At 54.3% G+C, this 14,764-nt stretch carries 16 protein-coding genes; 6 read left to right on the forward strand and 10 right to left on the reverse strand.

All coding sequences use genetic code 11. From position 1 onward, the window contains the following. Positions 1-8: 8 nt before the first annotated feature. On the forward strand, positions 9-248 hold the full coding sequence (locus tag KGP26_RS11715; protein ID WP_370454289.1) for a YceK/YidQ family lipoprotein: 240 nt from the start codon (positions 9-11) through the stop codon (positions 246-248). Positions 249-251: 3 nt separating this feature from the next. On the opposite strand, the gene KGP26_RS11720 is transcribed toward KGP26_RS11715, so the two are convergent. Together KGP26_RS11720 and KGP26_RS11725 are read right to left on the reverse strand one after the other, a co-directional pair. Then, on the reverse strand, positions 252-800 hold the full coding sequence (locus KGP26_RS11720; RefSeq protein WP_223665471.1) for a GNAT family N-acetyltransferase: 549 nt from the start codon (positions 798-800) through the stop codon (positions 252-254). Between the two features lie 99 nt (positions 801-899). After that, positions 900-1,274 carry a MysB family protein gene (locus KGP26_RS11725; protein ID WP_024485685.1) on the reverse strand — a complete coding sequence of 125 codons (375 nt, stop codon included), beginning with the start codon at positions 1,272-1,274 and terminating at the stop codon, positions 900-902. 175 nt (positions 1,275-1,449) lie between these two features. Between KGP26_RS11725 and leuA the strand changes: the two genes are divergently transcribed. Next, positions 1,450-3,117 (forward strand): 2-isopropylmalate synthase, encoded by a 1,668-nt coding sequence (gene leuA / locus KGP26_RS11730; RefSeq protein WP_223665472.1) that lies wholly within the window; start codon positions 1,450-1,452, stop codon positions 3,115-3,117. On the opposite strand, the gene KGP26_RS11735 is transcribed toward leuA, so the two are convergent. Next, positions 3,089-3,889 (reverse strand): helix-turn-helix transcriptional regulator, encoded by an 801-nt coding sequence (locus KGP26_RS11735; RefSeq protein WP_223665473.1) that lies wholly within the window; start codon positions 3,887-3,889, stop codon positions 3,089-3,091. The genes leuA and KGP26_RS11735 overlap by 29 nt on opposite strands. A 132-nt stretch (positions 3,890-4,021) precedes the next feature. Between KGP26_RS11735 and KGP26_RS11740 the strand changes: the two genes are divergently transcribed. Continuing rightward, the gene (locus tag KGP26_RS11740; protein WP_223665474.1) at positions 4,022-4,420 is read left to right on the forward strand and encodes a VOC family protein; all 399 of its coding nucleotides are present in this window, start codon (positions 4,022-4,024) and stop codon (positions 4,418-4,420) included. A 47-nt stretch (positions 4,421-4,467) separates the two neighbouring features. Here KGP26_RS11740 and KGP26_RS11745 read toward each other — a convergent pair whose 3' ends face one another. The 4 genes from KGP26_RS11745 to KGP26_RS11760 form a co-directional block, all read right to left on the reverse strand. Continuing rightward, positions 4,468-6,021: a peptide MFS transporter gene (locus KGP26_RS11745; protein WP_223665475.1), complete on the reverse strand. Its 1,554-nt coding sequence runs from the start codon at positions 6,019-6,021 to the stop codon at positions 4,468-4,470. 477 nt (positions 6,022-6,498) lie between these two features. After that, a complete protein-coding gene (gene mdtG, locus KGP26_RS11750) occupies positions 6,499-7,734 on the reverse strand; it encodes a multidrug efflux MFS transporter MdtG (RefSeq protein ID WP_223665476.1) in 1,236 nt (411 codons plus the stop codon). Between the two features lie 186 nt (positions 7,735-7,920). Continuing rightward, positions 7,921-8,205, reverse strand: a complete 285-nt coding sequence (locus KGP26_RS11755; RefSeq protein ID WP_024528529.1) for a YciI family protein — start codon at positions 8,203-8,205, stop codon at positions 7,921-7,923. Between the two features lie 59 nt (positions 8,206-8,264). Then, positions 8,265-9,185 carry a Kdo(2)-lipid IV(A) acyltransferase gene (locus KGP26_RS11760; RefSeq protein ID WP_024486561.1) on the reverse strand — a complete coding sequence of 307 codons (921 nt, stop codon included), beginning with the start codon at positions 9,183-9,185 and terminating at the stop codon, positions 8,265-8,267. A gap of 327 nt (positions 9,186-9,512) precedes the next feature. Here KGP26_RS11760 and KGP26_RS11765 point away from each other — a divergent pair, with 327 nt between their 5' ends. Further along, positions 9,513-9,674 carry a histidine kinase gene (locus KGP26_RS11765; protein WP_223665477.1) on the forward strand — a complete coding sequence of 54 codons (162 nt, stop codon included), beginning with the start codon at positions 9,513-9,515 and terminating at the stop codon, positions 9,672-9,674. A gap of 19 nt (positions 9,675-9,693) precedes the next feature. Here KGP26_RS11765 and KGP26_RS11770 read toward each other — a convergent pair whose 3' ends face one another. After that, entirely contained in the window at positions 9,694-10,791 is a 1,098-nt protein-coding gene (locus KGP26_RS11770) for an NADH:flavin oxidoreductase/NADH oxidase (protein WP_021804730.1), read from the reverse strand. Between the two features lie 208 nt (positions 10,792-10,999). Between KGP26_RS11770 and KGP26_RS11775 the strand changes: the two genes are divergently transcribed. Then, a complete protein-coding gene (locus KGP26_RS11775) occupies positions 11,000-12,052 on the forward strand; it encodes a rhodanese-related sulfurtransferase (RefSeq protein ID WP_021804729.1) in 1,053 nt (350 codons plus the stop codon). 65 nt (positions 12,053-12,117) lie between these two features. On the opposite strand, the gene KGP26_RS11780 is transcribed toward KGP26_RS11775, so the two are convergent. Together KGP26_RS11780 and KGP26_RS11785 are read right to left on the reverse strand one after the other, a co-directional pair. After that, a complete protein-coding gene (locus KGP26_RS11780; RefSeq protein ID WP_021804728.1) occupies positions 12,118-12,696 on the reverse strand; it encodes a YceI family protein in 579 nt (192 codons plus the stop codon). A gap of 26 nt (positions 12,697-12,722) precedes the next feature. Then, positions 12,723-13,277: a cytochrome b gene (locus tag KGP26_RS11785; protein WP_021804727.1), complete on the reverse strand. Its 555-nt coding sequence runs from the start codon at positions 13,275-13,277 to the stop codon at positions 12,723-12,725. 427 nt (positions 13,278-13,704) lie between these two features. Between KGP26_RS11785 and KGP26_RS11790 the strand changes: the two genes are divergently transcribed. Beyond that, the gene (locus KGP26_RS11790) at positions 13,705-14,763 is read left to right on the forward strand and encodes an AI-2E family transporter (RefSeq protein ID WP_094982283.1); all 1,059 of its coding nucleotides are present in this window, start codon (positions 13,705-13,707) and stop codon (positions 14,761-14,763) included. The last annotated feature ends 1 nt before the right edge of the window (position 14,764 follow it).

The following is a 14,764-nucleotide window of genomic DNA, read 5'->3' on the forward strand; positions in this document are numbered from 1 at the left end:
TGTTGAAAATGGCTTCACTAGTCCGTCTGGCACTGTTGGCCGCTATGGTGACGGCATTATCTGGCTGCGGTAGCATTATCAGCCGCACGGTACCTGGTGCAGGCCACGGGCACCAATATTATCCAGGGGTGCAATGGGATTTGCGTGATACTCCCTGGCGCAGTGTTATGGTGATTGATGTACCGCTCTCGCTGGTGGTGGATACCTTTATGCTGCCGTTTGATGCTCAGCACGGGCCTTACGAATAGGTCTTAGCCTCTGGTTGCGAAGACCACCAACTGATAGCTTTGGTTATTGCAATCGAAAGTGGTCAACGCCGTCATTCCCAGGCCAGTGACATGGGCGGCCAGTGAGTGCGGGTTATCCTCATTAATAAACAGCGCGCCAACGTCAAAATCCTGCTGAGTTCGCGCTTTCACCGCTGCAAACAACTGGCGTAGCACGCCTTTTCCCCGCCAATCGGCACTCAGGCATACCGGGCCGTACAGAAACACCCGTTGTTGATCCAATGCCTGGTTTTGAAACCGCTGTGTGGCCAACGTGTGCAGCATGGCATCCACGACCGGCGGTCGGGGTTGGGCGTTGGTTGGCATCAGGCAGACAAAACCAGCCAACTGTTCTTGTTCGATAGCGATCAAAATACCCAGGCCGCTGTTGATACTTGCCAGCTGTTTTTCGTTCATCTGCGAGACGATAAAGCCCTGTTGTCGCTGCTGGGGGCTAAGTTGCTCAGGAGTATTTTGTGCCTGTAGAGCCAGAATTGCGGGATAATCACTGGGAACCGCTTGCCTGATGAGCATGATACCTGCCTGTGTCAAGGGGGAGAATGTAGCAGCATGCAATGCGTAGCCAGGGCCGTCAAGGCGAGGGTGGGCAAACCAGGCGCCCACCCAACTGGCTCAACGTTCATCCCATTCGTCGGCAGCGCTCTGGCCTTCTTCGGTATCCAGCGGCGGATCGAGCTGAAAATCCCCTTCCTCCCACTCATGCAGCGTATTTTCGTTGATCCACTCGGCGCGGATCTCAATCTCGTCGTAGTCACCGTCAAAAATGGCCTGGGCGGCAGCGCCGCTGCGCATCGTCATGCATTCGACAGACTCGCCTTCTTCTTCGAAAAACTCGGCCTGCCACATCGTGTCACCATCCAACATGATGTATTTTTGCAGGTTAAACTGTTGAGGTACCGGCGGCTCATCATCGCCGCCTTCCGCCGTTTCGATAAACTCTTCGCGAGCGGCTTCGATAGCTTCTTCCAGCGTGGCATACAGGCTCATGCTCATCTCCTTTTTCAATCATCTTGGGGGACACCAGCATTAATTGTTGTCGCATCGCCGCAGGATGCAAATTTTTTGTTGTCCGTTTTGCGACGATGGTTGTCCATCAGCCGGGAGACGTGCGGCTACGGGCAGGAAATAATGGCTACACCCTTTGGTCTGTAGGAGAATCAGAATGTTAGCCAACCCAGCAAGCAAGTACCGGCCATTCCCGGCCATCGATTTACCCAATCGTCAGTGGCCGGGGCGCACCCAGCAGCAGGCACCGCGCTGGTGTTCCAGCGATCTGCGTGACGGCAATCAGGCGTTGGCCGAGCCGATGGATAACGCTCGCAAGCTACAGTTCTATCAACTGTTACTGGCCTGCGGGTTCAAGGAAATCGAGGTGGCTTTTCCTTCCGCATCGCAAACCGATTTTGACTTTGTGCGTCACCTGATCGAGCAACGGCTGATCCCGGATGACGTCTCAATCCAGGTGCTGACGCAGTCGCGAGACGATCTGATCGATCGCACGATGGAGTCGTTACAAGGGGCTCCACGTGCCATAGTGCATCTGTATAACGCCACCGCCCCGATGTTTCGCGATATCGTTTTCAAGCAGGACAAGGCCGCTACCGTGGCGCTGGCGGTGAATGGCGCACGCCGTATTCGCCAATGGTGCGATCGACATCCGGAAACCGACTGGTGCTTCGAGTACTCTCCAGAGACTTTCTGCTTTACCGAGCTGGAGTTTGCCCTGCAAATCTGTGAGGCGGTAGCGGACGTGTGGCAACCTGAACGCCTGCGGCCCATGATTATCAACCTGCCGGCCACCGTGGAGATGAGTACCCCGAACATTTATGCCGACCAGATCGAATGGTTCTGTCGCCACTTCAGCCAGCGGAAGCAGGTGACCATCAGCGTGCATCCGCATAACGATCGCGGTACCGGTGTTGCTTGCGCCGAGTTGGCCATGCTGGCGGGGGCTGACCGAGTGGAAGGCTGCCTGTTTGGCAACGGCGAACGCACGGGCAATGTCGATCTGGTGACGTTAGCGCTCAATTTGTACACCCAGGGCATCGCGCCAGGGTTGGACTTCAGCCGGTTGAAGGAAGTGGTTGAAGTGGTGGAGCAGTGCAACCAGTTACCGGTACATCCGCGCCATCCTTATGCCGGTGAGTTGGTGTTTACCGCGTTCTCGGGTTCGCATCAGGACGCCATCAAGAAAGGCTTTGCCGCCCAACAGCAGCGTGAAGATGGGTTATGGCAAGTGCCTTATCTGCCGCTCGATCCGGCGGACGTGGGGTGCAGCTATGAGGCGGTGATCCGCGTTAACAGCCAGTCTGGCAAAAGCGGTGCCGCGTGGTTGCTGGAGCAGAATCATGGATTGCGTTTGCCACGTGGCTTGCAGATCGATTTCAGCAAAGTGGTGCAACAGGCCACGGATGAAAGCGGCAAGGAAATGACGGTGGCGGAGATCTGGCGGCTGTTCCGCAACAGCTACGGATTGGTGGAACAGCCGCGTTTGCAACTGCTTAGCTATCAAACGCAAAGCCAGGGTGGGGCGGCTTACAGCTTTACGGCGCAGGTAGCTCTGGCAGGAGAACCAATGCAGCTGCAAGGTAGCGGGAACGGGCTGCTGTCCAGCGCGGTAGATGCGCTCTGCCAACGCTTTGGCCTGGTGCTGGCTATCGACGACTACCATGAACATACCCTGGGCCATCAGAGCCATAGCCGGGCAGTAACCTATATCCGTTGTACGCCAGCAAAAGGGGAGGCAATTTACGGCGTTGGGATTGACGCCGACTCGGCCAGCGCCTCGCTCCAGGCTCTGTTCAACGTGGCTGGCCGCTGTTTGCCGTGATCGCTGGCTGAGCCTGGGCAAAATAGGTGCTGGGGGAAACGCCAAGCAGGCGGCGGAACATGGCGCTAAACGCGCTGGGGCTGTCATAGCCCAGATCCAAAGCCACCTCCAGCACCGATCTTCCGGCGGCCAGGGCGTTGAGCGCCGCCAGCAGGCGGGCACGACGCACCCAGTCGCTAAAGCGTAGGCCAGTCTCACGTTGGAAGCGACGGGACAGAGTACGGCCACTGACGTTGATGTGCTGCGCCGCCAGCTCCAATTCCCAAGGCTGCGCCAAAGATTGCTGAATGTGCTGGCACAGGGCCAATAAGACGCCATCGCGTGGCTCGGGAAGGTGTAGGGGCAGGATCGGCAGCATACGTAACTCATCGAGGATCAGTTCCATAATACGTTCTTCTCGTCCGCCGGGCCGGTAGCCGGGCTGAATATCCATCGCGCTGATAATCAGTTCACGCAATAAGGGAGAAATCTGCACAACCTGGCACTGAGCAGGTAAATCGGCACGGGCCAGGGGATCGACGAACAGCGTACGTGCCGCCACGCTCCCGCTAAAACGCAGGTTATGTTCCACTTTGGCCGGTAACCAGACGCCACGACCTGGCGGAACCACCCAACTGCCTACGTGCGTATTCACCTGTACCACGCCGCTAAGGCCATGGATCAGTTGGGCGCAGTTGTGGCAGTGATCCGGTTCGCTATCACCATCCTGATAGTCCTTTGAAAATGGCACGATAGACTGATTCTCTGGGAGAAAATCGACGTTAAACAGCATTGTTTCTCCTCTGGATCCTGATGACGTGTCTGTTGCAGCATGCCATGTCTTGCCGCTACCGCAAAGCGCATTTCCTGTACGCCGTTTTGCCATGAAACGGCTTAGGCTAGCTGTTTGCCAACGGGAGGAGATATGGATCTTGCCAACGCGGTATTACGGATTGCCCGGCCCACCGACCATTTGGCCGCGATTGCCAACATGTATTGCCAGGGCCTGGGGTTTGAACAACTGGGTGAGTTTGCAGATCACCAGGGGTTCGATGGCATTATGCTTGGCCATCCGCACCATGCCTATCATTTGGAGTTCACTCATCACCGCGGTGTGCTGGTTGGGCGCGCACCAACGCAGGACAACCTGTTGGTATTTTATGTGCCGGAGGTTGCAAGTTGGCAGAGAGGGTGCGATCGGATGCTAGCCAGTGGTTTTGAACGCGTGCAGGCATACAACCCTTATTGGGATGTGCATGGGCAAACGTTTGAAGATTTGGATGGTTATCGCGTGGTGTTGCAAGCACGTGCCTGGCGGGCATAAAAAAGCCAGCGCTTTGCGCTGGCTAAAGGCTGATTACTTAGTGTCTATCAGGCATGCGTGACCGGTTTGTCACTGCTTTTGCCCTGGGTATTTTCCAGCATGCGGCGGATCGGGACGATCAGCAGGATAAGCACGGCGGCACAGATCACCAGCGCAATAGAGCAGCGGGCGAACAGGGTTGGCAGCATGTCCAACTGATCCGCTTTCACGTGGCCACCGATCAAGCCCGCGGCAAGGTTGCCCAGCGCGCTGGCACAGAACCACAGGCCCATCATCTGGCCACGCATTCTATCCGGTGCCAGAAGCGTCATGGTCGCCAGGCCAATCGGGCTCAGGCAAAGCTCACCCAGCGTCAGCATCAGGATACTGCCCACCAGCCACATCGGTGACACACCAGCGCCGCCATTGCCCAACACCTGTTGCGCGGCCAGCATCATCAGGCCAAAGCCTGCGGCGGCAAACAGAATACCGATCACGAATTTGGTGATGCTGCTCAGGCGGATTTTGTTACGAGCCAGAGCCGGCCAGGCCCAACTGAAGATTGGCGCCAACAGGATAATGAACAATGCGTTAATCGATTGGAACCATACCGCCGGGATCTCGAAGTCGCCGATCATGCGGTTGGTGTAATCGTTAGCGAACAGGTTGAACGAGGTCGGTTTCTGTTCGAAGGCCGACCAGAAGAAGGCGGCAGAAATCAGCAGGATAAAACAGACCAGCAGACGCGCACGCTCTTTGCGGCTCAGGCCAGCAAAGAAGAACAGATAGATAAAGTACAGCGTGACCGAAGCGGCGATGACGTAAACCAGCATACTGGCAACGGCGACCGGGTTAATCACGATGATGCCTTGGGAGATCATAATCACGATTGCGGCAACGCCCACGGCTAGCGCAATCAGCCAGCCACCCACGCCATTTTTCTTGGCAATCGGGCTATTCCAGGTTGAGTCCAGGCCTACTTCGCTGTCATAGCGCTTCATGGCCGGTACGGCAAACACCCGGAAGATCACTAAAGCTACCAACATCCCGATACCACCGATGCCGAAGCCCCAGTGCCAACCGTGTGAACGGATCAGCCAGCCGGAAATCAGCGGGGCAATAAAGGAGCCCATGTTGATGCCCATGTAGAACAGCGAGAAGCCACCGTCACGGCGCGCATCGCCTTTCTTGTACAGGGTTCCAACCATCACCGAGATACAGGTTTTGAACAGGCCGGAACCGAGCACGATAAACATCAGGCCGACGAAGAACAGGTCGTTGCCCATAATAGCGGACAGGGCAATCGACAGGTGGCCCAGAGCGATCAGGATTGAACCATACCAAACGGCTTTTTGCTGGCCTAGCCAGTTATCGGCTAGCCAGCCACCCGGCAGTGCCGCCAGGTACATACTGCCAGCAAAGATACCGACGATCGCCGAGGCGTTTTCGCGCGCCAACCCCATCCCGCCGTCATAAACCGTAGCGGCCATAAACAGGATCAGTAACGGACGAATGCCATAAAACGAGAAGCGCTCCCACATCTCAGTGAAGAACAGGGAGCCGAGAGGATATGGATGGCCGAGGAACGTCCGGCTTTCTTTCTGATTAACAGAGGATTGCATAAAGTCTTCCCAATATAATGTGCTGCGCGCTGGCAGCCGATACTGTGGTATGTCTGTGTCTGTAAGTGAGGAAATCCCGCTGAGGCGGATTACCTGACAAAACCTCAGCCGCAGTGCCTATTAAGCTTGAAAACCCTGCAGGCTATTTTATTCACTTGGTCAGAATGTTACTTCTGGCGTGATATTATTTAACCATTTGATAACTGAATGGTGGTTTTGTCTAGTACCTGTATCCCATTTTTTAGACGAAAAGTCGACAAACATCTACTTTATTGGTTTTTATGTTGGCTGTGGTGTTATTTCCATTGACAGGTGGTTTATTGCTCTGTTTGTGGTTTTTGTGTCTAAAAACAAGGTGTTAATAATATTATTCTTAGAGGTTGGGGCCGGGTTACAGCGGGAGGGTAACAATAATAAAAGTAAGGGAAATGGGGCTTGCGTAATATTTATCACAACAACTGGCGATAAATAGCGCTATTACTCTTCTTGTAACGTGTCTTCACGCATTCTCGCTGGCCGCCGTTGCAGACACCACCAGGAATAGAACGCGTTAAATAGCACCACCAGCGCCGTCATGCAGAATACCGCGCGGAATCCGTAGCTGGCAGAGACGGCTGCGCCGAGCAGTGGGCCGCTAACGTTGCCGATATCCCGGAAAGATTGGTTATAGCTGAATATTCGCCCGGCAACCTGATTGGTACAGTTGTAGATCAGTAAGGTTTGTACCGCAGGCAGCAGTGCGCCATCGGCAGCGCCGAGCAGGAAGCGCAATACGCCGAGTTGCCAGGGGGTCTGGACAAAGGCCATAGGGATCAGCAACAGCACGGAAATCACCAGCATAAACACCAGGATCCGCTCCGGGCCGATCCTGTCGCCCAACTTGCCCAGCCGTGGCGCACTCATCAAGGCGGCAACGCCGGGTACCGAGGCGATCAAACCACTGACAAACGCCAGGTTGCTGATGTTGCCCGCCAGTTCACGCACGTAAAGTGTGAGGATTGGGGCAATCGAACCCGTGGCTATCTGGATGATCATAGTGGTGACAAACAGGCTGAGGATCAGCTTGGGGCTTTTGAGCGAGGCAAAGACTTGGCGCGCATGCAGCATGTCTTTTTTCTGCACCGGGGTGAACTGTTCCCGCACGCAGAACAGCGTCAGCAGGAAGCAGATAAACAGCACCGTGGCGGTGATGAAGAACACGGGGCGCAGGCCATATTGGTCAGCCAGCAAACCGCCAATCAATGGGCCAATCAGGGCACCACTGACGCCGCCGGTCGATAGGGTGCCCAGTGCCCAGCCGCTGCGATGGCGCGGCACCTGGGTAGCAATCAGCGCATTGGCGTTGGGAATAAAGCCGCCGAGCAGCCCTAGCACCGCGCGCAGTGCCAGAAACTGCCAGATGTTTTGCGCCATGCCCATCAGCACCATTACAATGCCCATTCCTAGCGCAGAACGCAGCAACATCAGCTTACGCCCACGGCGATCGGCCAGGCTGCCCCAGAACGGTGAGGCAATGGCGGAGAACAGGAAGGTGATACTGAACACCAATCCGGACCACATATTCAGCGACTGATGGCCGGTAACGCCAAGAGCTTCAACGTACAGCGGCAGGAACGGCATGATCAGGCTAAAGGCCGCACCGGTCAGAAAGCAGCCTAGCCAGGTGATGAACAGGTTACGTTGCCAATTGATAGGTTCTGTTGCCGGGGCCATAGGTTTCCGTGCGGGATAGGGGAGCCTGGCGATCGTGCAAGGCAAAAAAAAGTTAGCTTGGTAAGTATGCGCTTAATAACGCAGGTTATCAATTGAGCAACCGTGTGATTTTGAGTAAAAATGAAATAAAGTTTTAAAACGGGGAATGACAATTATTCCCGCGCAGAAGAACGCGGGAACGGGGGCTCAGGCGCCGACCAAGGCTTCGAATCCGGCGCTGGTGGTAGTGAGGGCGACGTTTGTCACCTCATAATTGGCCACGGCGATGAAGGGATCTTCCGCCAGGATGGCATCCAACGTGGAACGTTCCATATCTTTTACCAGGATCACGCCGCCGGTACGCGGATTCTTTCGGCCAGAGGCAATAAAGCTGCCAGCTTGAAAATAACGCTTCAACCAGGCGATATGCCCTTCAAGATGGCTTTCTACTTCTTCAATCGGGCGGTGGTAGGTCAGACTGACGATATACATAGAAGCTCCTGTTGCTGGAAAAGTGACAATATCATGTGGGCCATCCTGGCCCGTGGTGATTAATAGAGAGAAGGCTCACCTTCTGGGCGGGTCTTGAAGCGGCGGTGCAGCCACATATATTGATCCGGTGCCATCAGGATCTCTTTTTCTACCACTTTGTTCATAAAGGCCGCAGCCTCGACTTCGTTATCCAGCGGGAAATTTTCCACTGCTGGCTGCATGATGAGTTCGTACCCTTTCCCTTCTGGCAGGCGGCGTGGCGTAAAGGGAATGATCGCCGGTTTCCCCATGCGTATCAACACATAGCTGCCGGTGGTGGTCGCTGCTTTTTCCACTGCAAACAGCGGGGCAAACACGCTGCTGCGCGGGCCGTAGTCATGATCCGGTGCGTACCAGATGATCTCACCCTGTTTCAGGGCGCGGATCATCCCTTTGACGTCTTTACGATCCAGCATGGATTTGTTCGAGCGCATACGGCCCCAGGTCTGTAGCCAGTCCATCAGCTTGTTGTCGTGTGGACGGTAGACGCCGATCCCCGGATTGTGGATGCCAAAGATACGAGCACCCAACTCCAGCGTCAGGAAGTGCAGGCCGATCAGCAGCACCCCTTGATGATTGTCCCGTGCCTTTTGAATGTGTTCCAGGCCGCTGACGCTGAACCAGCGCTCGATACGCCAGTTGGGCCAAAACCAGGCCATGCCGGTTTCAAACAGCCCCATCCCCACGGATTCGAAGTTCTTGGCGATCAACGCATCACGTTCGGCTCTCGGCATATCCGGAAAGCACAGCTCCAGATTACGCTCAGTTATCGCTCGCCGGCGTTTGAGGAAACGCATTGAAAAGCGACCTAATCCGGTCCCCAAACGATAAATGATTGGGTAGGGCAGCAGGACCAGCAGGTAGAGTAAGGCGATGCCAAACCAGGTAAGCCAGTAGCGTGGATGCAGTAAAGATCGATTGAAAGAAGGAACTTGCGTCATAGGTTCTCAGCTTAGAAGCAGTCATTTAACAGTAATAACAGATAAAATGCATAGGCACGTCGAGTTGCCATAAGTCTTGTTGTGGGTCGCCATCAGAATTTTTTGCTGGCCACGGGTTGCTTGAACGACTCGGTCTATGCAATGGTTTTCTGCCGTTTATAGTAGCGTATTGTGACATTTTTCTTATGTAACAGGAAAACTCACCGCATTAAAACACCCTTTTTAGGCCTAAATCAGGTGCGGTTGTTGGTTTTTTGGTCAAATGAAGTAAGAATCGGCCTATAAGTCAGGCAGTGTTTTATCCGTTTATTGATTCAGGAGGTAACTATGTTGACATCATGGTTAAGCGCTGGGCTATTGGTGATCGGTGGGATACTTGGCTGTCTTGGTGCCTATATGCAGTACAACCCTTTGCTAGCCGTAGCGGGGGGCGGACTGCTGGCTGGGGCGGTTATTTCTGGGGCAACGGAATGGTCAAGCGGGCGCTAGACACCCGCTTGAGGCCGTTTTAATGGTCTTTGAACAATCCTTTCACCCGGTGTGGTTCTGAGCGCCAATACTGCGGCGGAGCCTGCACTTGGGCCCCCAGTTTGGCGGCTGCGTGCCACGGCCAGCGTGGGTTATAGAGAATACCGCGCGCTAGCGCGACCATATCGGCCTGACCGGTGGCGACGATCGCTTCTGCCTGCTCCGGTTCGGTGATCAACCCCACGGCGATGGTTGGTATCCCTACTTTATGTTTGATGGTTTCGGCAAAGGGGACCTGGTAGTTCGGCCCCACCGGGATTTTTTGCTGCGGCGACAGGCCGCCGCTGGAAATATGAATGTAATCGCAGCCCAATTCCTTTAAAGCGCTGGTCAGCTCAACGGACTGCTGTTCGTTCCAGCCGCCTTCAACCCAGTCACTGGCGGAGATCCGCACGCCAAGCGCTTTGTTGGCGGGGAACACCGCCCGCACCTCGCTGAAAATTTCCAGCAACAATCGCATCCGATTTTGCAGACATCCGCCGTATTGATCGGTGCGCTGATTGGCCAGTGGCGAAAGGAACTGGTGCAACAGGTAACCATGTGCCCCGTGCAGTTCGATCAGATCGAAGCCGAGACGGTCGGCACGCCGTGCCGCTGCAACAAATTGCGCCTTCAACTGCTCAATTTGCTCCAGGCTCATGGCCTGTGGAGCCTCATCCAGAGGGTTAAAGGGCTGGGCAGAGGCAGAGAGCGTTTGCCAACCGCCCTCACTCCTGGCCAACTGGGCTCCACCTTGCCAGGGAAGAGCGCAGGAAGCTTTGCGGCCAGCGTGTCCCAGTTGGATCCCCAAAGGCATGGTGGCGTGTTTTTTCACCGCCTGTACCACGTCGGCAAGTGCCTGTTCGGTAGCGTCGTCCCACAGGCCCAGATCCCCCGGAGAAATACGTCCTTCTGGTGATACCGCAGTGGCTTCCACAATCAGCAAACCCGCCCCGGAAAGAGACAGATGGCCAAGGTGCATCGTATGCCATTCGGTGGCTTTACCGTTGTCGGCAGAGTACTGGCACATGGGGGCGATAATGATACGGTTAGGCAACCGCAGTAGCCCCAGGGTGATCGGAGTAAACAGCTGGCTCATAATTTCCTCATGGTCCGTCAGAATTCGTTGCTACAACTTGCACTAGGCTTATCGGTATTTGCCAATAACGTCAAGCTTTGTGCGGAAATCATTGCCGCCGGGTTAATGCTGTGTTGCAGCCTATTTTCGGGTATGATGTGCGCCGCGCGCGGGCTAACGGCCCGTGGGCACTCAATCAGTCACCTCCCGAAAGACAGGAAAGTACACCATGCCAGTGTTACATAACCGAATTTCTAATGAGGAACTGAAGGCGCGTATGCTGGCCGAAACCGAGCCACGCACCACAGTTTCTTTTTATAAATATTTCACCATTGACGACCCCAAAGCATTTCGCGATAGCCTGTATATTCAGTTCGATAAGCTGAAGGTGTTTGGCCGTATCTACGTGGCTAAAGAGGGCATCAATGCGCAGATCAGCGTGCCGCAGAGTCACTTTGACGCGTTCAAAACCGTGTTGTTTGCTTCGCACCCGGCTCTGGACCAGGTGCGCCTGAATATTGCGCTGGAAGACGATGGCAAATCCTTCTGGGTACTGCGTCTGAAAGTGCGTGAACGTATTGTGGCCGATGGGATTGAAGATGAGACCTTCAACCCTGCCAATGTGGGTGAGTATCTGCAGGCCGATCGCGTTAACCAGATGATCGACGATCCGAATACGGTGTTCGTCGATATGCGCAACCACTATGAGTACGAGGTCGGGCACTTTGAGAAGGCGATCGAAGTGCCTTCCGACACGTTCCGCGATCAGCTACCGATGGCGGTGGAGATGCTACAGGAGCAGAAAGACAAAAATATTGTCATGTACTGTACCGGTGGGATCCGTTGTGAGAAAGCCAGCGCCTATATGCTGCATAATGGCTTCAAAAACGTCTATCACGTGGAAGGCGGTATTATCGAGTATGCCCGCCAGGCGAAGGCGAAGGGGTTGCCACTGAAGTTCATCGGCAAGAACTTTGTGTTTGACGAGCGCATGGGGGAACGTATCTCAGAGGACGTGATCGCCAACTGCCATCAGTGCGGTGCGCCATGTGATACTCACACCAACTGCCTGAACGACGGCTGCCATCTGCTGTTTATCCAGTGCCCAAGCTGTGCCGAGAAGTTTGCTGGCTGCTGCAGCGAGACCTGCCGTGAAGAGCTGAAATTACCGCGTGAAGAACAGCGAGCCCGCCGGGCTGGCCGCGAGAATGGCGTAAAAATCTTCAATAAGTCCAAAGGGCTGTTGCAAACCACCATGCATATCCCAGAACCGAAAGAGTAGGGTGTTGCGCGTAGGAGAGAGACAAGGGCGCTGAAATTCAGCGCCCTAGTTGTATAAAGAATGTATTACTTCTCGCGAACGCCTTCGACCGAGATGATCAGCTCAACTTCCTGGGAAGCCGGGCCGAGGTCGGTGGTGATGCCGAAGTCTTTTAGCTTGATTTTACCGTTGGCTTCGAAACCGGCGCGGTAACCGCCCCAAGGATCTTTACCTTCGCCGACCAGTTTGGCTGCCAGCGTAACCGGCTTGGTCACGCCGTTCAACGTCAGGTTACCGACTACGGCATAACCTTCACCGTCTTTTTTCACTTCGGTAGAGGTAAAGGTAGCCTGCTTGTTCTTTTCGACGTTCAAGAAATCTGCGCTGCGCAGGTGCTTGTCACGCTCGGCGTGGTTGGTGTCTACGCTTGCTGTGTTAATGGTTACGTTGACTTTATCGTTAGCCGGGTCTTTTTCATCGAAGGTGAAGCCACCGTCAAAATCTTTGAAAGAGCCATAAATCCAGCTGTAGCCCAGGTGCTGGATGCGGAATTCGATAAAGGCGTGCTGGCCTTGTTTGTCGATTTTATAGTTGGCAGCCAGAGCGGAACCGGCGTTTAACAGCAGGGCACCCGCGGCCAAGCCTAATACGGTTTTCTTCAACATAGCAATATCTCCATAAATCCAAAGGGTTAATCGGTGCTGCGTCCCAGCATCCGTTTCAAAGTCACATCACCATCAATAAAGTGATGTTTAAGCGCGGCCAGGGCGTGCAGTACTGAAAGCACGACGACGGCCCAAGCCAGATAAAGGTGGATAGTCCCGGCGGTGTCGGCCTGCTGTGGCAAACCGGTCACGCTGGCCGGTACGTCAAACCAGCCAAATACGCTGATTGCCTGACCATCGGCGGTCGAGATCAGGTAGCCGCTGATCAGGATGGCGAACAGCACGGTATAAAGTGCGATATGGGCGAGCACGGCACTGATATGCGTAAGACGGCTATAACTTGCCAGGGGCTTGGGCGGCGGCGAGATAAAACGCCAAACCACTCGTACCACCATGACGATAAATAGCAGCGTGCCAATACTTTTGTGGATCTCCGGCGCCTGGTGATACCAAACGTCGTAGTAGCCCAGCGTCACCATCCATAATCCGAGGGCGAACATGCCGTAAACGGTCAGCGCCACCAGCCAGTGGATCAGTACAGAAACGTGACCAAAGCGGTCGGCGGTATTTTTCCAGAGCATCAGTTTTCCTTACAAAACTCATTTACCGACAGCAATACTTAAACTTTAAGAAACATAAATCAATAATAAATTTAACTAAGTAACATCATAAAAATATTAATCAGTAGATTTGTTTGAGTTGTGGCAAGTTGGTCAAAGGAATCGTTGGAGAGGGTGTTTTTTTGGCGATGTTGGGGAAATGCTGGCCAATTGAAATCTATCGACTTTATTCTTCATTGTCAGCTTTTGTCATTTTTCGTAAATACCACCAAAAACCTTGGCAAATAATTGAATAACGACTAGCGACGATTATTTGTTCACTCTGTCGACCAAGATTAATTTAATTCCTTCAGCAACTTGAGGATGATATGCCTGCGACAGCAAGGAATAATTTGCTAACATGTATTTATCAATGGCCTGGCGGGCCTGTATCACACAAGGAACTTTCATGGGCATTCCCGAGTTTAATGACCGCAAGCTACGTTTGATCATGATGCTGGCCATGCTGGTGGTGATCCTGGCTGGCATAAAGGCGGCGGCAGATATTGTGGTGCCATTCCTGCTGGCGGTGTTCTTGGCCATCGTGTTAAACCCGCTGGTGCTGCTACTGGAACGCTTTCGGGTGCCCAGAGCGCTGGGGGTGACGCTGTTGGTGATTGCCATTGTCCTGCTGTTGCTGACCTTGATCGGTATGCTGGGTGCTTCATTAAATGAGTTTGCTCGCTCCTTGCCGCAGTATCGGGGCATGATGCTGGAGAAGTTGAGTGAACTGCAATACCAGGCGCAACGCTTCAATCTGGATATTACCTTCTCGGCAGATGCGGTGGTCAAATATGTCGATCCTGGCGCCACCATGAACCTGGTGACCCGCCTGCTAGGGCAACTTTCCGGCGCGATGACCAGCATCTTCCTGTTATTGATGACGGTGGTCTTTATGCTGTTTGAGGTAAAGGTCTTGCCCTTTAAGCTGCAGCAGGCGCTGGATAATCCCACCGAAGGGATGGCCACTATCCGCAGGGCCTTGCAAGGGGTCACGCACTATCTGGTGATCAAGACCGCCATCAGCCTGGCCACAGGTCTGATCGTCTGGGGCTTTTTGAGCTGGGTTGGCGTTCGTTTTGCCTTTATCTGGGGCATGATGGCGTTCATGTTCAACTATGTGCCCAATATTGGTTCGATCATTGCCGCTATTCCGCCGCTGATCCAGGCTTTGCTGTTTAACGGCTTTGCCGATGCGGCCGTGGTGGCTGCGGGTTATATCCTGATCAACCTGATCATCGGTAATATGCTGGAACCGCGGATCATGGGCCGTGGGCTGGGGCTTTCTACGTTGGTGGTGTTTCTTTCCCTGATCTTCTGGGGCTGGCTGATGGGGCCCGTGGGGATGTTGCTTTCGGTCCCCTTGACCATTATCGCGCGCATCACGTTGGAAACTATGGACGGAGGACGCAAGGTGGCCATGCTCCTCGGCGATGGGCGCCAGATAAACGAAATCACGCCGAAATAAG

Source organism: Serratia sp. JSRIV002 (assembly GCF_019968725.1).
In the GTDB taxonomy this organism is placed as follows: Bacteria; Pseudomonadota; Gammaproteobacteria; order Enterobacterales; family Enterobacteriaceae; genus Chania; species Chania fonticola_B.